The organism is Mesorhizobium sp. B3-1-9, from assembly GCF_006439595.1.
In the GTDB taxonomy this organism is placed as follows: Bacteria; Pseudomonadota; Alphaproteobacteria; order Rhizobiales; family Rhizobiaceae; genus Mesorhizobium.
Genome location: NZ_VFTJ01000009.1, coordinates 21,264 through 39,842 on the forward strand (window position 1 = coordinate 21,264; position 18,579 = coordinate 39,842).

The window sequence follows — 18,579 nt, forward strand, 5'->3', positions numbered from 1 at the left end:
GAGAAACGGCATGAGCCAGGAGAGGTCCGACACGCTGGTGCTTTTCGGAGCGACCGGCGACCTTGCGCACAAGAAGATTTTCCCGGCGCTCTACCAGATGGTCGCCAAGGGGACGCTGACCGAGCCGGTGATCGGCGTCGCCTTCGACCCCTGGGAACTCCCCAAACTGGTGGACCGCGCCCGCGACGGCATCGTCACGGCGCTGGGTTCGATCGACGACGGGGTCTTCGCCAAGCTCGCCTCGCTGCTGCGCTATGTCAGCGGCGACTACCGCGACGGCGCGACCTTCGAGAAGCTGAAGACGGCGCTGGGTTCCGCGCAGCGGCCGCTGCACTACATGGCCGTCCCCCCGACCATGTTCGAAACCGTCGTGCAAGGACTGGAGCAGTCCGGCACCGCGCGCGGCGCGCGGCTGATGGTGGAAAAGCCGTTCGGCCACGATCTGCAGTCGGCGCGCTGGCTGAACCGGGTGCTGCATCTGGTGTTCGACGAACAGTCGATCTTCCGCATCGACCACTATCTCGGCAAGGAAGCGATCCAGAACCTGCTCTATTTCCGCTTCGCCAACGCCTTCCTCGAGCCGATCTGGAACCGCAACTTCGTCGAAAGCGTGCAGATCACCATGGCCGAGGATTTTGGCATCGAGGGCCGAGGCAAATTCTATGACGACGTCGGCTGCATCCGCGACGTGATCGAGAACCACCTGCTCAACATCCTGCTGCTTTTGGCCATGGAACCGCCGGTCGGCCGCTCGGCCGACGACTTGATCGACGAGAAGGTGCAGGTGCTGCGCGCCATTCGCACGCTGACCAAGGGCGATGTCGTGCGTGGCCAGTTCGACGGCTATCTGGCCGAACCGGGCGTCAGGCCCAACTCGCCGGTCGAAACCTTCGCGGCGGTGCGCTTCTTCGTCGACACATGGCGCTGGCAGGACGTGCCTTTCTTCATCCGCGCCGGCAAGAACATGCCGGTGCACGCCACCGAGGTGATCGTGCGTATGAAGCGGCCGCCGCTCGACGTCTTCGACCCGATCAAGCCGGGCGACGCCAATTATGTGCGCTTCCGCATCGACCCGCAGGTGGCGATCTCGATCGGCGCCCAGCGCAAGGTCGCCGGCGACGACATGATCGGCGAGCAGGTTGAGCTGACCGCGCTCGACGACACCAAGGGCGACATGCCGCCCTATGAGCGGCTGATCGGCGACGCCATGAACGGCAACGGCCAGCTCTTCACGCGCCAGGACGCGGCAGAGCTTGCCTGGCGCATCGTCGGCCCGGTGCTCGGCGACACCACGGCACCGGCAATCTATGCGCCCAAGACCTGGGGGCCGGCCGATGCCATGAACGGCTTCGGCCCGCCCGATGGCTGGATCAATCCGAGCAAGTAACTTCGGGGAGGACGGGATGGCGAAGACAGCAAAAACCGCCGCGGCGAGCAGCGATCCGATCGTGCTCGCCATCGATGTCGGTGGCTCGCATGTAAAAATCCTCACCAGTGCCGGCGGTGAGATGCGCCGCGTCGCGTCCGGGCCGAGCCTGACCCCTGACCAGGTCGTCGCTTCGGTGAAGAAACTGGCGGAGGACCTGGACTACGACGTCATCTCGATGGGCTATCCCGGTCCCGTGCGCGACAACAAGCCCTCGCTCGACCCCTTCAATCTCGGCAAGGGCTGGAACGGCTATGATTTCACCGCCGCCTTCGGCAAGCCGGTGAAGCTCGTCAACGACGCGCTGATGCAGGCGATCGGCAGCTATGACGGCGGCCGCATGCTCTTCCTCGGCCTTGGCACGGGCCTGGGCGCCGCCATGATCATCAAGAATGTCGGGCAGCCCATGGAGCTTGCCCACCTGCCCTACAAAAAAGGCGCCAGTTTCGAGGATTATGTCGGCGAACGCGGCCTGGTAAAGCGCGGGAAGAAGAGATGGCGCAAATACGTATTCGACGTGGTCGACAGGCTTCGCGCCGCCTTGCAGCCGGACTATGTCGTGATCGGCGGCGGCAATGTCGACAAGCTCGATGAATTGCCTGAAAAATCCCGGCGCGGCGACAACACTCGCGCTTTCGCGGGTGGATTTCGACTATGGCGCGACAAGGCGCTGATCGTCTGATATTGTTACATTTCAGTATAATTGTTCAAAACAGCGTGTAGTGACACGACAGATCATTGCGTCGCGCAGATTTGCCGACTAGGAATTCGCGGGCCTGCGGCGCCAAGCACCTTTCCGGATTCGCAAAACAACGCTCGCGGCGCTTTGACATTACACACCGCGAAGACCGCAGCGTTTTCGCGGCCTTGCGGCAATATGGAGGGACTACGTGGACGAGGACACCAGCACAGCCAGGGAAGTCGACCTGCTCGAACTCACCGCTCACATCGTATCGGCTTATGTCGCGAAAAACCGCCTGCCTGCTTCGGGCCTGGGCGAACTGATCGCCAGCGTCGCCTCCTCGATCGGCGGGATAAGCCGGCCGGCGGAGCCCGCGGCACCCCCGCCGGTTCCCGCCGTCAATCCCAGGCGCTCGGTGACGCCGGATTACATCATCTGCCTCGAGGACGGGAAGAAGTTCAAATCGCTGAAGCGCCATATCGGCGTGCATTTCGGCCTGACGCCCGAAGCCTACCGCACCAAATGGGGCCTCCCCGTGGATTACCCAATGGTCGCGCCCAACTATGCGGCGTCGCGCTCGCAGCTCGCCAAGTCGATCGGCCTCGGCCGCAAGGCGGAACCGGTGCCGGCGAAGCCCGCAAAGGGCAGGAAGGCCAAGGCGACGGCCTGAAATAACGCGCCTGCACCAATGGTTTAAGCAAGCCTGCCGAGGAATCCGCCTTGGCAGGCTTCCTGCTTTTATGGCTTGGATGCGGCCGGAGACCAGAGCAATTCCAGGAAAAGCGTGAAGCGTCCGGAATTGCAAACAGGACGATCGGTTTGTCGTTTCCATGAACGATCAACCGCTGGGGGACATAGCCATGAACTACGCCAGAATGGTGATCGAGAAGGAAGCGCCGGAGGAATACGGCTACGGCCGCATCCGCTACAACCTTTCCGAAAGCTCGATCGCCGACCAGAAACTGTCCGACATCGGCCTCGCGCTGCCCGACCTCACCTTGTTCTATGGCGAGCATCGCGGCGACAAGGACTTGCGGGCGCTGATCGCCGGGCAGGACAGGGGCGTTTCTCCCGACGATGTGCTGGTGACCGCGGGTGCGGCCGGCGCGCTGTTCATCATCGCCACGTCGCTTCTTTCGGCCAGCGACCATCTCGTGGTCGTGCGGCCGAACTACGCCACCAACATCGAGACACCCAAGGCGATCGGCTGCGCCATCTCCTATGTCGATCTCGATTTCGACCAGGGCTTTGCCGTCGACATCGACCGTGTGAAGGCAGAGCTGCGGCCGAACACGAAACTGATCAGCGTCACCTGCCCGCACAACCCGACCGGCACGATGATGACACGCGCCGATCTCGACGCGTTGATTACGCTCGCCGAACATCGCAAGTGCCGGCTGCTGGTCGACGAGACCTATCGCGACCTCTCCTACGGCGAACGCCTGCCCGCGGCGGCCTCGCTCAGCCCAAGCGCCATCAGCGTCTGCTCGCTGTCCAAGGCGTTCGGAATTCCGGGCATCCGCATCGGCTGGCTGGTGACCCACGATCCGGAACTGCAGGAAACCTTCCTCGCCGCCAAGGAGCAGATCGGCATCTGCGGCAGCGTCATCGACGAAGCGATCGCCCGCACCACGCTCGAACGCCGTGACGCCCTTCTCGCCTCGCTTCTCCCCGAAATGGCCAGGCGCCGCGACATCGTCCAGGCCTGGATCGAAGGCGAGCCTCTCGTCGACTGGGTGCGGCCGCAAGGTGGTGTCGTCGGCTTCCCCCGACTCAACGTCGATGCCGGCTTCGACCTCGACAAGTTCTACACCAGGCTGCTGGAAGAGCACGGCACCTATGTCGGTCCCGGCCACTGGTTCGAGATGCCGAAACGCTTCTTCCGCCTCGGCTTCGGCTGGCCGAAGGAAGCGGAGTTGCGCGGCGGGTTGGCGGCCATCTCGGCTGCTCTAAGGCGGTAACTTCCTCGTGCAATCGGCTGAAAAGTCCAAAAGCCCTTGATCCAAACTCGATTTTGAAGCATATGCCCCGCGAACTTTATTAAGTTTCATTGGCCGGAACAGCGCCCATTCGGGAAGTGCCCCGCTGGCCAATGTTTTTCGAAACGGGGCCTACCTCCATGACCGCAGAACAAGTATCGCCGGAGCAGCGCTACGCTGCTTTCCGCCACCGCCCGTTCCTCAGCTATTGGACGGCGCGCTTCCTCACCACCTTCGCCACCATGATCGTGTCGGTCGCCGTCGGCTGGCAGGTCTATGATCTGACCCGCGACCCGTTCGACCTCGGCATTGTCGGCATCGTCCAGTTCCTGCCTTCGCTGCTTCTGGTCCTGGTCACGGGCGTGGTCGCCGACCGCTTCGGCCGCCGCCTGATCATGACCCTGGCGACTCTGGTCGAGGCCGGCTGCGCGTTGGCCCTGCTGCTTCTGACGCTGCGCGGCCTGACCAGCCCGCTGCCGATCTTCATCGTGCTGGTGATGTTCGGCATCGCCCGCGCCTTCTACGGCCCGGCCTCGTCCTCGCTGTTCGCCAATCTCGTGCCGCAGGAGGATTTCGCCAACGCGATCGCCTGGAACTCGTCGGCCTGGCAGACGGCGACCATCGTCGGCCCGGTCGCCGGCGGCCTGCTCTACGGCGTTTCGGCGGAAGTCGCCTACGCCACCGCCGCGGTGCTGATGCTCGCCGCGGCCGCGCTCATCTTCACCATTCCCAAGCCCGCCCAGCAGACGGCCACCGACAAGCCGACGATGCAGACGCTGTTTGCCGGCTTCGGCTATATCTGGGGCGAGAAGATCGTCCTCGGCGCGATCTCGCTCGACCTGTTCGCCGTGCTTCTGTCGGGCGCCTCGGCGCTGCTGCCGGTCTATGCGCGCGACATATTGGAGCTCGGCCCCTGGGGGCTCGGCCTGCTGCGCTCGGCGCCGGGCATCGGCGCCATCTGCGTCGCCGTCTGGCTTGCCGGCCATCCGATCCGCGACCATGCCGGCAAGATCATGCTGGGCTTCGTCGCTCTGTTCGGCGCCTTCACCGTGCTGTTCGGCGTCTCGACCATCACCTGGCTGTCGATCGTGGCGCTCGCCCTGCTCGGCGCCACCGACATGTTCAGCGTCTATATCCGCGAGACGCTGATCCAGCTCTGGACACCGGACGAGGTGCGCGGCCGCGTCAACGCCGTCAACCAGGTCTTTGTCGGCGCCTCCAACGAGGTCGGCGAATTCCGCGCCGGCACGATGGCGGCGCTGATCGGCACGGTTCCCGCAGTGGTGATCGGCGGCATCGGCGCCATCGCCGTCGCCGGCCTGTGGGCCTATCTGTTTCCGGCGCTGCGCCAGGTACAGCACCTCAACAGCCGCAACTGATAAAGTTCTGGATCTAGGCCACTGGATCCGACACTCGGGCCAATCAGGCGCCGCCGTCGCTTAATGAGATAGGAGCAGCTTCTACTCCGAAAAACTCACGCTAACGCCGCGCTGCCGAAAATAGGCCTGCATCAACTTGCGGCCGGCGCGGTTGTTCTGCACCAGCCTGGTTGGATCGAACACCGCCTGTTTTTTCCCCTCTCGCGCCAGCGCTGCCTTGAGTGCCGCGATATGGGCGTCGATATCGGCATTGTCCGCTCGGAGTGAGGCGTAGATGCTTTCGGTCGCCTCGGCCACGGTCAGTTCGTTCACAGGGTGTCGTCCTTTGATTGATCGGGCGGCGCATAACACAGATTCGTGGCCGCGCCGATACCATCCATTTTTGTTCCTCGCGTTTTGAGGGGATGGCTTCTATTTTGGACAGGGCCCGATGCCGATGTGGAGAGGCGGGCTCTCACCTGACAGGAGGATTACGTTGTGAAAATACGCACGACGACGCACAATCATCCCGGAGAACCAGGCGTCATTCTGCTGGATCAGCCATTGGCGAACATGGCCGTGGCGACCGACATTCGCGATGGCGCAGCGACGCTGTTCGGAACCGTTGATCTGCAGGTGAACTATTCCGGCAAGTACGACATCAGAGTTGAATTATCACCGGACGAACTCACGCGCGTCTACCAGCTGCTCGTCAAAAATCTCCTCGGGAAAATACAGGAACTTGCCGCTGAACCAGTGCCTTGAAATTCCTTAACCCCGGGGATTTCGCACAAGCACCTGATACCGAGCGGCGCGAAGTTCGGCGTGGTCTCCTTGACATCCCACGACCGAGACCAGGCGCAAGTGCGGGGCGCATAGGTTTCGGTACCACTTATCCTTTGACGATCTCCGTCATGCAGTGGACGTAGTCCATCCGATGGCCTTCGGGGGCGCGCGCGACATCGGCTTCGTACGCGCCGTAAAGAGCGTCGACGATTGCGGAACGATCGGCCGCGGGACGCGAGGGGTCGAGCGCGTTGGCAAAGACGGTTTCCGACCAGGAGCGGAGCGTCGGCACATAGGCCCTGGCGAAGGTCTGCGCATTGCCATGGACCCGGAAGGCTTCGGCATAGGGGCACGGCGTCACCATGGTGAAGATGTTTTCCAGCCTCAGTCCGGCCTGCGACACCGGCGAAGCCGGATCGCGGAAGGGTGCCGCGAACTCGCCCGGCGTCTTGTAGAATTGCTGGAACGTCGCGTTGACATATTCCGTCTCGCTGATCCGCCCCGCCTGAGCCAGGTCGCGCCAATGGCGCGCGAAGCCGTCGAACATATCGACCCCGGTCGTGTGTCCGAGATAGCGCCCTTCCTCGTCGACGCAGAAATTGGCCAGCGCCAGCCTGCCGCCCGACCTGAGCTCGCGCGCCCTGGCCAGCAGGATCGTCTCCCAGTCGCGCAGCCCCTGGGCCCGAAACTGCGCCCGCTCGGCATCGGTCGCGCCGACAGCCTGGACATGGTCGGCGATCATGCAGGGCCGCTTGCTGATCCAGTGCATCGCCGTGGCGGAAAAGCCGAACGAGAGCGAATTGTCCGGCACGATCTGGCGATAGAAGCTGGTGCCGCTGCCGAAGATGTAGAGCCCGGGTGTCTCGGCCAGCGGAACCTCCGTCGAGGTGCCAAGCAGTCCCTGGCTGAGCCGGAACAGCGTCGAGAAATCATTGTGGGGCAGGTCGGTGTAGGTGATCGATATCGCCCGGTCCGGTTCCCTCTCCCGAACGGCGCCGACCAGCCGCCGCATCATGTCCATCGAGGTGCCGCCGTCGGCCGCGCCGAAATCGGCGATGGCGAATGGCTGGCCGTCGGCCAGCCGGGGCATGCCGGCGACGGCCTCGACGACGAGATCGCCGACCTTGTCGATGACGTATTTGGCGCCCACGGTGTTGGCCGAGTAATAACCCGCTCCGCGCATGGCGATCTTCTGGCCGTCGGCTGCGCTCATTTTTTTCTCCCCTTATTCGTCGTCCACCCGGCCGCCGCCGGCACCACGCACACGCGACCCTTCGCTTTCCGGCACATAAGTTCTGGTGGCGAAGGAATTGAGCGCCGCAAGCGTCCGCTCGTCGATCGCGCCGCGCCGGCCCGAGGCGGGTTGCTCGATTTCGGGGCGGCGTTCGATGACGACATCGGCGCGCGTCACCGGCCCCACGGGCCGCGCCATGCGCATGGCCGAGCGGCGCAGCATGGCGTCGAGCCAGATAGGCAGGCCGACATCGATGATCGCCAGCGGCAGCGCGCTCGCTGGAAGCGGATCGTCGAGCAGCAAAGCCGCGGTTCGGATCGGGCAAAGCGGCGTTTCGGCCGGCTTGTCCGTCTCGCCTTTTCGCCAGCGCGCCGCGCGGGCAGGGTCGGGCGCCGCGAAGGACTGCGCGTTTTCGGCAAGGCTCAGCATGGCTACGCCCCATTTGTCGTCCTCGACCGCGATCCGGCGTGCCGCGCGGCCGATATCCTCGGCCAGTCCCCATGAAAATCCGGCGCCCCGCGCCGCCTTGGTGCTCAGCGTTTCCACCTCGTTGAGCGACAGGTCGATCACGCCGCCTCTCCTGCCGGCGCCATGGCGGCGACATCCTCGATCAGGGGCTCGCCGCTGAACAGCGCGATCCGCAGCCAGCGGTCGGAGCGCGGATCGAAGCTGCGCGCGCCGAAGAAAGCGAGCTTTGCGCGCAAGATGTCGACGGGCCGCAAGTCGGCGCCGATCAGATTGTCGTGGATTTCGGCATAGGGAAACCTGGCGACGATCTGGGCCCGCCGCACCGCGTGGCGCCATTCGGGCCGGCGCAGCAGGAAGTCCGCGACACTGGCCGTGGGTGGCTCCCCCGCAAGAGCCTCGACCAGGCTGAGCGCGTCGCGCGCGGTGGCCAAAGGCTGTTCGAGATCGGCGCCGTCCTCCTCGAAGCGTTCGCCGAGCCGGGGCTCGAGCTTCTCCGCCGAGACATACCAGAAGCGCGCGTTGGCGGACGGCTCAGCGAAGTCGACCTTGGCCGCCCAGGAATAAGAGGCGACAAGCGCCTGACGAAGCGAGGCGCAGCTCATGGCGCCGTCAATGGCATGGCCGGGCGTCTCGTCGGCCTTCATCGTGTCGCCGAGCTCGTCAATCAGGGCACCGTGCGGCTCGAGGATCAGCGATAAGCAGGCCTCCTGCCCCTCGAGCGAGAAATGGTCTTCGGCGAAGCGATAGAGCGCATCCCAGGGGCGGGGCTGCGCCAGAAGCCGGTCGAGGTTTTCGGCCAGCGCGTCGAGATCGGCGGCCAGCGACAAGGTCGCGGCGGCCTGGCGGGCATCGTCGCTATGCCAGCGGGCAACGCGCTGGCGCAGATCGGCGAGCGCTTTCAAGAAACCGTCTCGTTCCGTCGCACCGGCTTGCGGTTCGACGCGCACCCGCGCCAGCGCGGTTTCGCGGGCCAGGAACCAGCTATGCGTCAACAACGGATGGCGCACGAGAAACGGCGCCATGCCGAGCCCCGTCGCATTGCCCACGCCGAGCGCTCGGCGCAAATCCGGCGCCAGCCTTGCCGCGCCGGCCGGATTGCGGCGATAGGCGATGTGGTCGACAAGATCGAGCGTGAAGGATCGGATCAGCCAGACCGTGAGCATTTCCGCCTGGAAGGATCCCGCAAGCTCCGGCCGTGTTGCGATCTCGTCGCGATCGGCGATGCCGAACTTGCCATTGCCGTAAACCGCCGTGGTGCGCAGCAGATAGCCGACGCCGAGCAACTGCTCCTCGTCCGGCTGTCGTCCCTGTGCCAGTGCCGCGGCGACTTCCTCGAACAGCCGCACGCTCTTGTTGGCACGCGCCAGCACCAGTTCGCTTCTGGTGTAGCGGCCTGCCTCCTGCAGCGGCGCATTTGCCTCCAGCCGCGCGATTTCGGCGGCGTCCGGCAATCCGTCGTAAAGCACGTAGCTCGTGTCCCAGGCCTGCGCGATCACCCGGTCGGACCGCTTCTCGTCGTCGAGCGGGGTCGAGAACGCGACCAGGCTGTAGGTCCTTGCCGGCGTCTCGACCGCATAGACCGCGCGCCCGAATCCCTGGTCGTCGAGATCGAACAGGTGCTTGCGCACTTGCCATTTCTCCCTGGTGGCGCGGCGGATCAGCTGGCGCAGAAAACTGAGCCGCGTCGGATGCGCGGCGCCCAGCCGCTGCAGGCGCATGACGATCTCGGGCGGGCGCAGCGCGATCGCCGTCATGCGGCGGTCCCTGCGAGCTTTTCCAAGGTGGCAAGCGTTTCCGCCGCTACCTCGATGCCCTCTTTGGCGTTCTGTTCGCGCGCGCCGAAGCGCCTTGTGCCCGGAAGCCTCGCCTCGCCGATGAAGGCGCCGGCGACGGTTTGCAGATTGCCCGCGAATGCCCCGGCCGATGTCGCTTCGGGCGAGACCGCCAGGAAGAATTGGCCGGTTCCAGGCGGGCCGCCGGCCGTGCCGGAGAAGGGGCTGGCGACCAGCCCGGGATTGGCTCCCGTCAGGCATGCGGCAAAGATCTCCACCAGCAATGCGGAGCCGACGCCCTTGTAGGCGCCCGCCGGCGCCATCGTACCCTTCAACGCTTCGCCGGCATCGGTGGTCGTCTCGCCGCTTGCGTCGAAAGCCCAGCCGGGCGGGATCGGCTCGCCGGCGCGGGCCCGCTTGATGACCTCACTCTTGGCGACGACGCTGGCGCTCTGGTCGATGACGAAGCGCGCGCCGCCGTGCCCGTCCGGGACGGCCAGCGACCACGGATTGGTGCCGAGGGCCGCCTTGCGGCCGCCCCAGGGCGCGATCGAGGCCGGCGCGTTGGTGAAGCCCAGACCGACCAGGCCGTCCCGGGCGATACGTTCGGTGTGATAGCCGAGCGCGCCGCAATTGTAGGAATTGCGGATGGCCAGCGCCGCCACGCCTTGCGAGCGCGCCGCCTCGATCAGCGCCGGCAGGCCGATGGCGATGGCCGCGTGCGCAAAGCCGTTGCCGGCATCGACGGCGACGACCGCCGGAGCCGGACGCGTCAAGCGCGGCTCGGCCTGTCCCAGCACCTTGCCGCAGGTCAAATGCTCGCAATAGGTCGGCAGGTACATCAGGCCATGCGACTTCAGGCCGTCGCGTTCGGCTGCCGCGATGGCTGCGGCGAGCGCACGGGCCTGCGCCTCGCTGGCGCCATGGCGCAGCAGCGCGGTGTGGGCTAGCCTCTCGATGCGGGCTTGCGTCAGGCGCGTCATCCGGTCATCCGCCAATCATGCCGCCGCATAGCCGAACTCTCCTTCGCTCGCCCGCGTCTGCAGGCGAATGCATTCGATGAACCGCAGCGACGCCGGCTGCAGGTTGCGGCCTTCCTTGGCGATCCAGCCCACGGTCCGGCTCGAGCGCGGGTCGGCAAGAGGAACGAAGCGCACGTCATGGCTGCTTTTCCAGCGGCAGAGCCGGGGCAGGATGGTGACGCCGAGCCCTGCCTCCACCATCGCCAGGTTGGAGCTCACATTGGTCGCGGTGAGTTTCGAGCCGGCGGCGAGCGCCTCGGTCTCGGCAAGCCCGAGCGCCGCGGCGGCGCCGTTTCGAATGAAGTTCTCGCCGTCGAGCTGCGCCCATTTCAACGGGCGCTTGGATTTTGCCAGAGGATGATCGGCCGGGCAGACGAAATCGAGCGGTTCGTGGAACAGGGGCTCGAAGCTGAGCTGCGGCCGCCTGGCGGCGAGCACGCACAGCCCCACTTCCACCATGCCGTTTTCGACGGCGTCGACGATGGCGCTGGAATCGCTGTCGCGGATGTGGATGTCGAACCGGCTGCCCTCGGCGCGAAGCTGGGCGATGGCGCGCGGCAGCAAGGTCACGGCGACCGAAGGCACGCTGGCAACGTCGCAGCGGCCCTGCCGGTCCGCCGCATAGCTGGTCATTGCCAGGCAGGCACGGTCGTAATGCGCGATCATTGCGCGCGCCTCGTCGAGCACGATGCGGCCGACCGGCGAAAGCGCGCCCTTGCGCTCGCTCTCGAACAATGGCGCGCCGATGTCATCTTCCAGCTGTTTCAAGGTCATCGACACGGCCGACGGGGTGCGGCCGATCTGATCGGCGGCGGCGCGCACGCCGCCGGTCTCACAGACCGCGACGAAGCTGCGCATGCCGGTCAGGCTGATGGTTTTGGTCACTGTTAAGCTTGCCTGAACATTTGCGCCAAAAATTGAGCTTGATTGAAGTTCACAGCATTGGTTAGGTCGTTGTCAACCGAATTGATGCAGGTCGAACACGATGCTGAATGGTCAGAACTTCGTTGCAGGCGAATGGCGCGATGGCGCCGACTGGGTCGAGGACGTCAATCCCTCCGACGTGACCGACATCGTCGGGCGCTTTGTCCAGGCGCGGCCGTCCGACGTCCACGACGCCGTGGCGGCGGCGCAAGGCGCGCAACGGGAATGGGCCGCGGCCGGGCTCGAAGCGAGAGCCGCCGTTCTCGACGCCATCGGTCGCGAACTGATGGCGCGCTCGAAGGAGCTTGGCGAACTGCTTTCGCGCGAGGAGGGCAAGACCCTTCCCGAGGGCGTCGGCGAGGTCTATCGCGCCGGCCAGTTCTTCACCTATTTCGCGGCTGAAGCCTTGCGCAATCTCGGCTCCTCGGCCGATTCCGTCAGGGCTGGCGTGGACGTTCTGATCGAGCGCGAACCGCTCGGCGTCGTCGCGATCATTTCGCCGTGGAATTTCCCCATCGCCACCGCGTCCTGGAAGATCGCGCCGGCGCTCGCCTTCGGCAATGCCGCGGTCTGGAAGCCGGCCAGCATCACCCCGGCCAGCGCCTGGGCGCTGACCGAGATCATCAGCCGGCAGGCGATCCCGAAAGGCCTGTTCAGCCTGGTCATGGGATCGGGGTCGACGATCGGCCGCGAGCTTGCCGCCAATGCCGACATACAAGGGTTGAGCTTCACCGGCTCCGGTGCCGTCGGTTCCGGCATCGCGGCATTGGCCGCTGCGCGGTTCGTGAAGCTGCAGCTCGAAATGGGGTCGAAGAACCCGTTCGTGATCATGGACGATGCCGACCTCGACCGTGCCGTCGACCTTGCCGTGAACGGCGCCTTCGGCGGCACCGGGCAGAAATGCACGGCGGCGTCCCGCCTGATCGTCCATCGGCCGATCCACGACGCCTTCGTCGACAAGCTGCTGGTGAAAACCAAAGCCCTCAAGGTCGGCCATGCGCTTGCGGCCGGCGTCCAGATGGGGCCGGTCGTCAGTGCCGAGCAGCTCTCGGCCAATCTCGATTATGTGACGCTTGGCATAAACGAAGGAGCGGAGCTTGCGACCGGCGGCGAAGCGCTCGACCTGGCGCATCGGGGCCACTACATGGCGCCTGCCGTCTTCCTCAACGGTCGCTCGCGCATGCGCATCAACCAGGAGGAGATGTTCGCGCCGATAACCTGCGTCATTGCCGCCGACGATCTCGACGAGGCGATCCTGCTGGTCAACGACACGCCTTACGGGCTGACGGCCGGCATCGCCACGCGCTCGCTGGCGCGCGCGACGAAATTCCGCCACGCCTCTCGCTCGGGCTGCGTCATGGTCAACCTGGCTACCGCCGGCACCGACTACCACGTGCCGTTCGGCGGCGTTCGCGCTTCGAGCTACGGCCCGCGCGAGCAGGGCCGCGCCGCGGTCGAGTTCTACACGCAGATCAAGACATCCTACATCCACGCGGGCGTGGCCGAATGACCAGCGACGCGCCGCAAGTACTCATCGACGGGCTGCAATACTGCAACTGGTCGCGCGAAATTTTCGAGGAGATGCGCCGGGGCGGGCTGACCGCGGTTCATGCCACGGTCGGCTATCACGAAGGTTTTCGCGAGACAGTGCGCCATCTCGTCGATTGGCGCACTTGGCTTCGCGACAATGAGGACCTGATCCTTCTGGCGCGCGATGCCGGCGACATCGAGCGGGCGCGGGCCACGAACCGCACGGCGATCTTGCTTGGCCTGCAGAACCCGATGCCGATCGAGGACGACATCGGCCTGATCGAAATGCTCTTCGATCTCGGCATCCGCTTCATGCAGCTCACCTACAACAACCAGTCGCTGCTCGGCTGCGGCTGGATGGAGAAGGAGGACAGCGGCGTGACGCGGATGGGGCGCGAGGCCATCGCCGAGATGAACCGGCTCGGCATGATCATCGATCTGTCGCATGCGGGCGAGCGGACCGCGCTGGAAACGATCGCGCTCTCGGAGCGGCCGGTGGTCATCAGCCACGCCAATCCGCGCTGGCTGCGCGACAGCAACCGTAATGTCTCCAGGGCCGTATTGCAGGCATTGCGCGCAAAGGAGGGGCTGCTCGGCCTTTCGCTCTATCCGCTGCACCTCCCGAACGGCTCGGACACCACGCTGGAGCAGTTCGGAAAGATGGCTGCCGAAGCGGCCGGGATCATGGGGGCGGATCATCTCGGCATCGGCTCGGATCTCTGCCAGGACCAGCCCGACAGCATCGTGCGCTGGATGCGCGAGGGTCGCTGGACCCGCGAGATCCAGGCGACCGCGAGCTTTCCGGGTCAGCCATCCTGGTTCAGATCGAACCTCGATTTTGCGAAGTTGGCGCAAGGCCTTTCCTCGGCGGGATTCGGTGCGGCCGAAACCGCGCTTGTTCTTGGCGGCGCCTGGCACCGCTTCCTCGAGGCCAGCCTGCCTTCCGCCCGGGATTCGCAAGAAACGAGCAGATAGGCGCGCGCCTCGGCAGGCGTAAGTCGTCTTCGGGTCAAGCTCGGCCGTTCAGGGCAATCGGTTTTGCTCTACCCGAGGCCGGCCTACCAAAAATCAGCCCCAGAAATTCGCTCAGCCAGCGCTTGAGATGCATGTCCCAGATCAGCCTGCCGCCGAGATGGTCGCGGCCGGGCTGCGCGCCGGGCAATTCGAAGCGATGCGCGCCGCGCACCACCCAGCGCTGCATCATCATCCGGGTCAGCTCGCCGTGGAACTGGATGCCCCAGGCATTCTCGCCATAGCGGAAGGCCTGGTTGGGATAGGTCTCCGCCGTCGCCAGCAGCGTCGCTTCCTTCGGCAGCGAAAAGCCTTCGCGGTGGAACTGGTAGACCATCTCCGGCCAGTGCAGCAGTTTCTTGCCGGCGTCGGTCGCCTTCAGCGGATACCAGCCGATCTCGACCAGGCCCTCGCCATGGCCCTCGACCTTGCCGCCGAGATGGTTGGTGAGCATCTGCGCGCCGAGGCAAATGCCGAGGAACGGCCGGTTCTCCTTGAGCGGGATTTGCAGCCAGTCCGTCTCGCGGCGGACGAACTCGTCCTCGTCATTGGCGCTCATCGGCCCGCCGAACACCACAGCGCCGGCATGATCGTCCAGCGTGCAGGGCAGCCCATCGCCGAGCGGCGGCCTGCGGATGTCGAGATCGAAGCCTTCTTCCAGGAGCATGTGGCCGACGCGGCCGGGGCTCGAATTCTCCTGATGCAGCACGATCAGGATTCTTGGTCTCGGCCTCGGTCTTGATGGCATGGAAGGCGAAGGGTCCTGTTATTCGTCGCTCGATTTGCCCCGCGCGCCGGGCGCCTCGGCCGCCGCTTTTTGGCGCGCCTCGATGCGGTCATGGCGCTCGACGCCGATCAGCTCGGCGACCCGCCAGACCGTGTTGTCCTCGAGCTCGTGCAGCTCGCCGTCGGCATAAACGATTTCCCACATCAGGCCGATGAAGGCCTTGCGCGCCTCGGCGTCGAGATCGCGCTTGAGCACGCTGGTGAAGGCGTAGAGGTCGATCGCCTCATTGTCGGCGCGCTCGCCGGCCGCGGCCAGCGCGTCGAGCTCCTCGCCGCTCACCGAATAGGTCTCGGCCAGGATCTCCTTGAACCGCTCCCATTCGACGTCCTGGCGCACGCCGTCGGCGTTCATCACATGGTAGAGCAGCGCCGAGGCCGCGACGCGCGGATCGTCGGCGCTCGGCCTGGCATGGCCAGCAGCCGGCAGATCTCTCAGGAAGGACAACACACGCTCGAACATCGACACCTTTTCCCTGCCCACCAAAACCCGACCTCAGAACAAACGAAACCGGCGCGGCGATTTATCCGCTTCTTCTTCCGGCGCGACACCTGGATCGTCCGGCAAAGGCGGTAATTCCGAACCCCGTCCGGTGGTTTCAGCTTCGCTGACGGCTTCCGCAACGGCCGCGTCCCTCTCGCCGCCATTCGCCGGCACCGGCTTCTGGGCGGGCGCGTCGGCAACAATATCGATCGCCTTTTCAGCGGGTGCGGCGGGCTGCGCAGCGGTGATCGCCGGCACCGCAACGTCCGTCTCGCTGTCGATCAGCTGGCCAAGCCGTTCCATCGGCGCGCGCCAGGTGAAGGCGTCGAGCTTGCCGGTGACCGGCGACACCGGCGCCCAGCGCTCGGAGATGACGCCGTCCGCCACCCAGGCCGGATCGCGCGGGGCGCGCACGGCCTTCGACAGCAGCTGCCGCACCTTTCCCTGGTCGCCGGTCTCGGCTTCCTCGATATCGGCGAGCAGCAGATAGGCGCCCTCGCGGCGATCCATGCGGATCGCGGCCTCCACCTCGCGCCGCGCGGTGGCAAAATCCTGCGCGTCGAGCGCCGCCCGCGCCACGGTCATGGACGACTCGGCGTGATTCTTCTTCAATTCCTGCAGTTTCTTCGCCCGGTTGAGGCGGTCGAGCACGGCATCGCCCGGCCTGGCATGGGTGTAGAGCTCGGCGATATCCGGATGCGGCTCGGCCTTCCACGCGGCCTCCAGTATCTTGGAGCCCTTGCGCACGTCGTTTTGCCGGATAACCAGATCGGCGGCGATGACCGCCGCAGGCGCAAAATCCGGCGCCAGCTTGTTGGCTTCGAGCGCCGCGGTGCGGGCCGCGTTCGGATCGCTGTCGACCAGCGCCTGCGCCTTGGCGGTGAGCAGCACGGCGCGGCGGCGGTTGGCCGCGTCGCGCTCGATCTGCCTTGTCGATTTCTGCGCCTCGACCAGCTTCAGCGCGCCGTCCCAGTCGCCGCGTTCGGTCAGCTCCTCGAGCGTCGATTCTGCCGCCCAGGCAAGCTGCGGCGCCACCGCCGCCGCACGGCCGGCATAGTGGCGCGCGGCATTGCGGTCGCCGAGGCGCTCGGCCTCGAGATAGAGCCCGCGCAGGCCGAGCAGCCGCATCTCGGGATCGTCGAGCATGCGCTCGAACTTTTCCCGCGCGCCTTTATGGTCGCCTTCGAGCAGCGAGGCCTGGGCGTCGAGCAGATTGATCAGCGGCTCCTGATCCGAGTTGATCAGCTTGACCGCCTCCTTGGTCTTCTTGCGCGCCAGCGCGCCGTCGCCGGCGCCGGCGGCGATCATGCCCGTCGACAGCGCCTGGTAGCCGCGGTCGCGGCGGCGCACCCGGAAATAGCGCGAGATCGTGTAGGGGCTGTTCCACAGCGACTTGATCAGCCACCAGACGATCATCACCGCGGCGACCACGGCGACGATCGCCACCGCCGCCACCATCAGCGTGATCTGGTACTGGTAGCCGTTGAAGGTAACGATCATGTCGCCCGGGCGGTCGGCCAGCCAGGCGAAGCCCAGTCCCAGCGCGAAGACGACGGCGAGGAAGACGAGGAGGCGGATCATCTTGTCGTCCTCACGTCTTCGTCGCGCCGGCAATCAGCGCTTCGAGCTGCTTTTCGACCTCCAGCCGCGCCTTCAGTTTGCCGGCAAAATCGGCGCCGGCCGCTTTCGCCGCGTCGGGCAGCGTATCGTATTCGCCGAGCGCCTTGGCGTAGTCGCCCTGGTTGACCGCCACTTCCATGCGGGCCACGGTTTCCGGCGCGCCCTTGCCCTCGATAGTCCCGACCGGCCGTACCTTGACCAGCGATTCCGCGCTCGACACCAGGCTCTGGAAGAAGCCGGCATTCTGGTCGACCGGTGTCGCCGCCTCGACCATGGCATTGGCGGCCGCATCGGCCTCCGACGCGATGGTGGCGCGGGTCGGCACGCCCTTTTCGGCATAGGAGCGCAGCGCCGCGAGCTCCGGTGCATCCGGCGCGATCGCCGCGAACGTATCGAGCTCGGTCGCGAATGGCGCGCCGCCATCGAGCGCCGACTTCAGCGCCGAGGCCGCGATCGCCAGCGCGATCTTGGGCTGCGAGGCCTGCGCCTCGACCTTGCCGGAAAGCTGCGACACGGACTGTTCCAGCGCCGCGACCCGGCCGTCCTCGGCCTTGGCCGCGTCGCCGGTCGATTTCACCAGCGCGTCGAGCCCGGCGATCTTCTCGTTGAGCGGCCCGAGATCGACGGGCGCCACGCTGCCGTTCTTCTGCAGGCCGGCGACGGTCGTCTCGATCTGGCCGATCTTGTCGCCGAGCGCCTTGAGCGCGGCGCCGTCGCCGCTCTGTCCCGCCGAGGATTTCAGCGCCGCTACATCGGCCTTGACCTGATCGAGCGCCGATGAAAGGCCGTCGACCTTGGCCGACGCACCCGTGTCGCCGCTTTCCTTCAGTGCCGCGATCTCGCTCTTCAGCGAAGCGATCTCGCCATTGACGCCATCGAGGGATCCGCCGCCCGAGCCTGGCGCGCCAAGCATGCCGACCGCCTGCAGCAGGCCGGCGCCGGCAAGCGCGATCACGCCGCCGATGACGCCCGCGGCGATGGCGTTGACGCCGGTTTTGCGCGATGGCTGCGGCACGCGATCCTCGCTCAGTGTCTCGCTTGGCTTCTCTGTGGAGGCGCCGGCGCCGGGCGCGGAGGCGTCCTCAAAATTATACTCGAAGCCCTTGGACTGGCTCTTCGACGCATCGGAACCGCCGGGATACGGCGCCTCCGGCTCGTCCTTGCCGGCCTCTGATTTATCGGCCGCTGCCTGCGCGGCGTCGCTATGCTCCCACGGCTCGATATCGGCCTGCTCGGCATGAATCGGCTCTTCCGGCGCCTCCGGCTGCGAAGCAGCGGCGGCCTCTTGCGCCTTCGCCTCGTCGGTCTGCGCGGCCTCGGCCTTGGCGGCATCCTCGTCGGTGATTCGCGAGACGGCGCCGGGCTCGAGTTCGATGGTCACCGGCTCGCGCCGGGTCTTCGAATGTCGCATCTTCGGCGTCTTGACCATGCTTGGGCTCCGCAAAATGGCTTGAGGATGGATCAATGGGTCCAGAGCGTCAGGATGCTCTAGCACATCAC

General features: G+C 65.9%; 18 protein-coding genes. 8 read left to right on the plus strand and 10 right to left on the minus strand.

Annotated features, from left to right (window positions below; genetic code table 11):
* Nucleotides 1-10 precede the first annotated feature (10 nt).
* The 5 genes from zwf (at nt 11) to FJW07_RS17610 (ending at nt 5,466) form a co-directional block, all read left to right on the plus strand.
* Entirely contained in the window at nt 11-1,387 is a 1,377-nt protein-coding gene (gene zwf / locus FJW07_RS17590; protein ID WP_140857859.1) for a glucose-6-phosphate dehydrogenase, read from the plus strand.
* A 16-nt stretch (nt 1,388-1,403) separates the two neighbouring features.
* Entirely contained in the window at nt 1,404-2,108 is a 705-nt protein-coding gene (locus tag FJW07_RS17595) for an ROK family protein (protein ID WP_140785481.1), read from the plus strand.
* Between the two features lie 208 nt (nt 2,109-2,316).
* Nucleotides 2,317-2,778 carry a MucR family transcriptional regulator gene (locus tag FJW07_RS17600; protein ID WP_140646091.1) on the plus strand — a complete coding sequence of 154 codons (462 nt, stop codon included), beginning with the start codon at nt 2,317-2,319 and terminating at the stop codon, nt 2,776-2,778.
* A 190-nt stretch (nt 2,779-2,968) separates the two neighbouring features.
* Nucleotides 2,969-4,069, plus strand: a complete 1,101-nt coding sequence (locus FJW07_RS17605; RefSeq protein WP_140857861.1) for an aminotransferase class I/II-fold pyridoxal phosphate-dependent enzyme — start codon at nt 2,969-2,971, stop codon at nt 4,067-4,069.
* A 158-nt stretch (nt 4,070-4,227) separates the two neighbouring features.
* Nucleotides 4,228-5,466, plus strand: a complete 1,239-nt coding sequence (locus FJW07_RS17610) for an MFS transporter (RefSeq protein ID WP_140857863.1) — start codon at nt 4,228-4,230, stop codon at nt 5,464-5,466.
* Between the two features lie 81 nt (nt 5,467-5,547).
* On the opposite strand, the gene FJW07_RS17615 is transcribed toward FJW07_RS17610, so the two are convergent.
* On the minus strand, nt 5,548-5,778 hold the full coding sequence (locus FJW07_RS17615; protein WP_140658689.1) for a hypothetical protein: 231 nt from the start codon (nt 5,776-5,778) through the stop codon (nt 5,548-5,550).
* A 165-nt stretch (nt 5,779-5,943) separates the two neighbouring features.
* Between FJW07_RS17615 and FJW07_RS17620 the strand changes: the two genes are divergently transcribed.
* Nucleotides 5,944-6,210, plus strand: coding sequence for a hypothetical protein (locus FJW07_RS17620; RefSeq protein ID WP_140857865.1), 267 nt, complete (start codon nt 5,944-5,946; stop codon nt 6,208-6,210).
* 127 nt (nt 6,211-6,337) lie between these two features.
* On the opposite strand, the gene FJW07_RS17625 is transcribed toward FJW07_RS17620, so the two are convergent.
* Genes FJW07_RS17625 through FJW07_RS17645 form a run of 5 tightly spaced genes read right to left on the minus strand, consistent with a single transcriptional unit; the run spans nt 6,338 to nt 11,612 of the window.
* Nucleotides 6,338-7,444: an SAM-dependent methyltransferase gene (locus FJW07_RS17625; protein WP_140857867.1), complete on the minus strand. Its 1,107-nt coding sequence runs from the start codon at nt 7,442-7,444 to the stop codon at nt 6,338-6,340.
* Nucleotides 7,445-7,456: 12 nt separating this feature from the next.
* The gene (locus FJW07_RS17630; protein ID WP_181182666.1) at nt 7,457-8,035 is read right to left on the minus strand and encodes a DUF3726 domain-containing protein; all 579 of its coding nucleotides are present in this window, start codon (nt 8,033-8,035) and stop codon (nt 7,457-7,459) included.
* Nucleotides 8,032-9,687 (minus strand): hypothetical protein, encoded by a 1,656-nt coding sequence (locus FJW07_RS17635; protein WP_140857871.1) that lies wholly within the window; start codon nt 9,685-9,687, stop codon nt 8,032-8,034. The genes FJW07_RS17630 and FJW07_RS17635 overlap by 4 nt, the downstream gene beginning before the upstream one ends.
* Nucleotides 9,684-10,688 (minus strand): Ldh family oxidoreductase, encoded by a 1,005-nt coding sequence (locus FJW07_RS17640; protein ID WP_140857873.1) that lies wholly within the window; start codon nt 10,686-10,688, stop codon nt 9,684-9,686. The genes FJW07_RS17635 and FJW07_RS17640 overlap by 4 nt, the downstream gene beginning before the upstream one ends.
* A 15-nt stretch (nt 10,689-10,703) precedes the next feature.
* A complete protein-coding gene (locus tag FJW07_RS17645; protein ID WP_140857875.1) occupies nt 10,704-11,612 on the minus strand; it encodes a LysR family transcriptional regulator in 909 nt (302 codons plus the stop codon).
* Nucleotides 11,613-11,712: 100 nt separating this feature from the next.
* Here FJW07_RS17645 and FJW07_RS17650 point away from each other — a divergent pair, with 100 nt between their 5' ends.
* A complete protein-coding gene (locus FJW07_RS17650) occupies nt 11,713-13,161 on the plus strand; it encodes an aldehyde dehydrogenase family protein (RefSeq protein WP_140857877.1) in 1,449 nt (482 codons plus the stop codon).
* Nucleotides 13,158-14,156 (plus strand): membrane dipeptidase, encoded by a 999-nt coding sequence (locus FJW07_RS17655; protein ID WP_140857878.1) that lies wholly within the window; start codon nt 13,158-13,160, stop codon nt 14,154-14,156. Before FJW07_RS17650 ends, FJW07_RS17655 begins: the two co-directional genes overlap by 4 nt.
* Nucleotides 14,157-14,190: 34 nt before the next feature.
* Here the strand turns inward: FJW07_RS17655 and FJW07_RS17660 are convergent, their stop codons facing one another.
* From FJW07_RS17660 to FJW07_RS17675, 4 genes are read right to left on the minus strand one after another with little or no spacing between them, the layout of a single operon-like run.
* On the minus strand, nt 14,191-14,940 hold the full coding sequence (locus FJW07_RS17660; RefSeq protein WP_140857880.1) for a glutamine amidotransferase: 750 nt from the start codon (nt 14,938-14,940) through the stop codon (nt 14,191-14,193).
* Nucleotides 14,941-14,958: 18 nt separating this feature from the next.
* A complete protein-coding gene (locus tag FJW07_RS17665; RefSeq protein ID WP_140857881.1) occupies nt 14,959-15,438 on the minus strand; it encodes a TerB family tellurite resistance protein in 480 nt (159 codons plus the stop codon).
* Between the two features lie 33 nt (nt 15,439-15,471).
* Nucleotides 15,472-17,040: a heme biosynthesis protein HemY gene (locus FJW07_RS17670; RefSeq protein WP_140857882.1), complete on the minus strand. Its 1,569-nt coding sequence runs from the start codon at nt 17,038-17,040 to the stop codon at nt 15,472-15,474.
* A 10-nt stretch (nt 17,041-17,050) separates the two neighbouring features.
* Nucleotides 17,051-18,508 (minus strand): COG4223 family protein, encoded by a 1,458-nt coding sequence (locus FJW07_RS17675; protein WP_140857883.1) that lies wholly within the window; start codon nt 18,506-18,508, stop codon nt 17,051-17,053.
* Nucleotides 18,509-18,579: the final 71 nt, after the last annotated feature.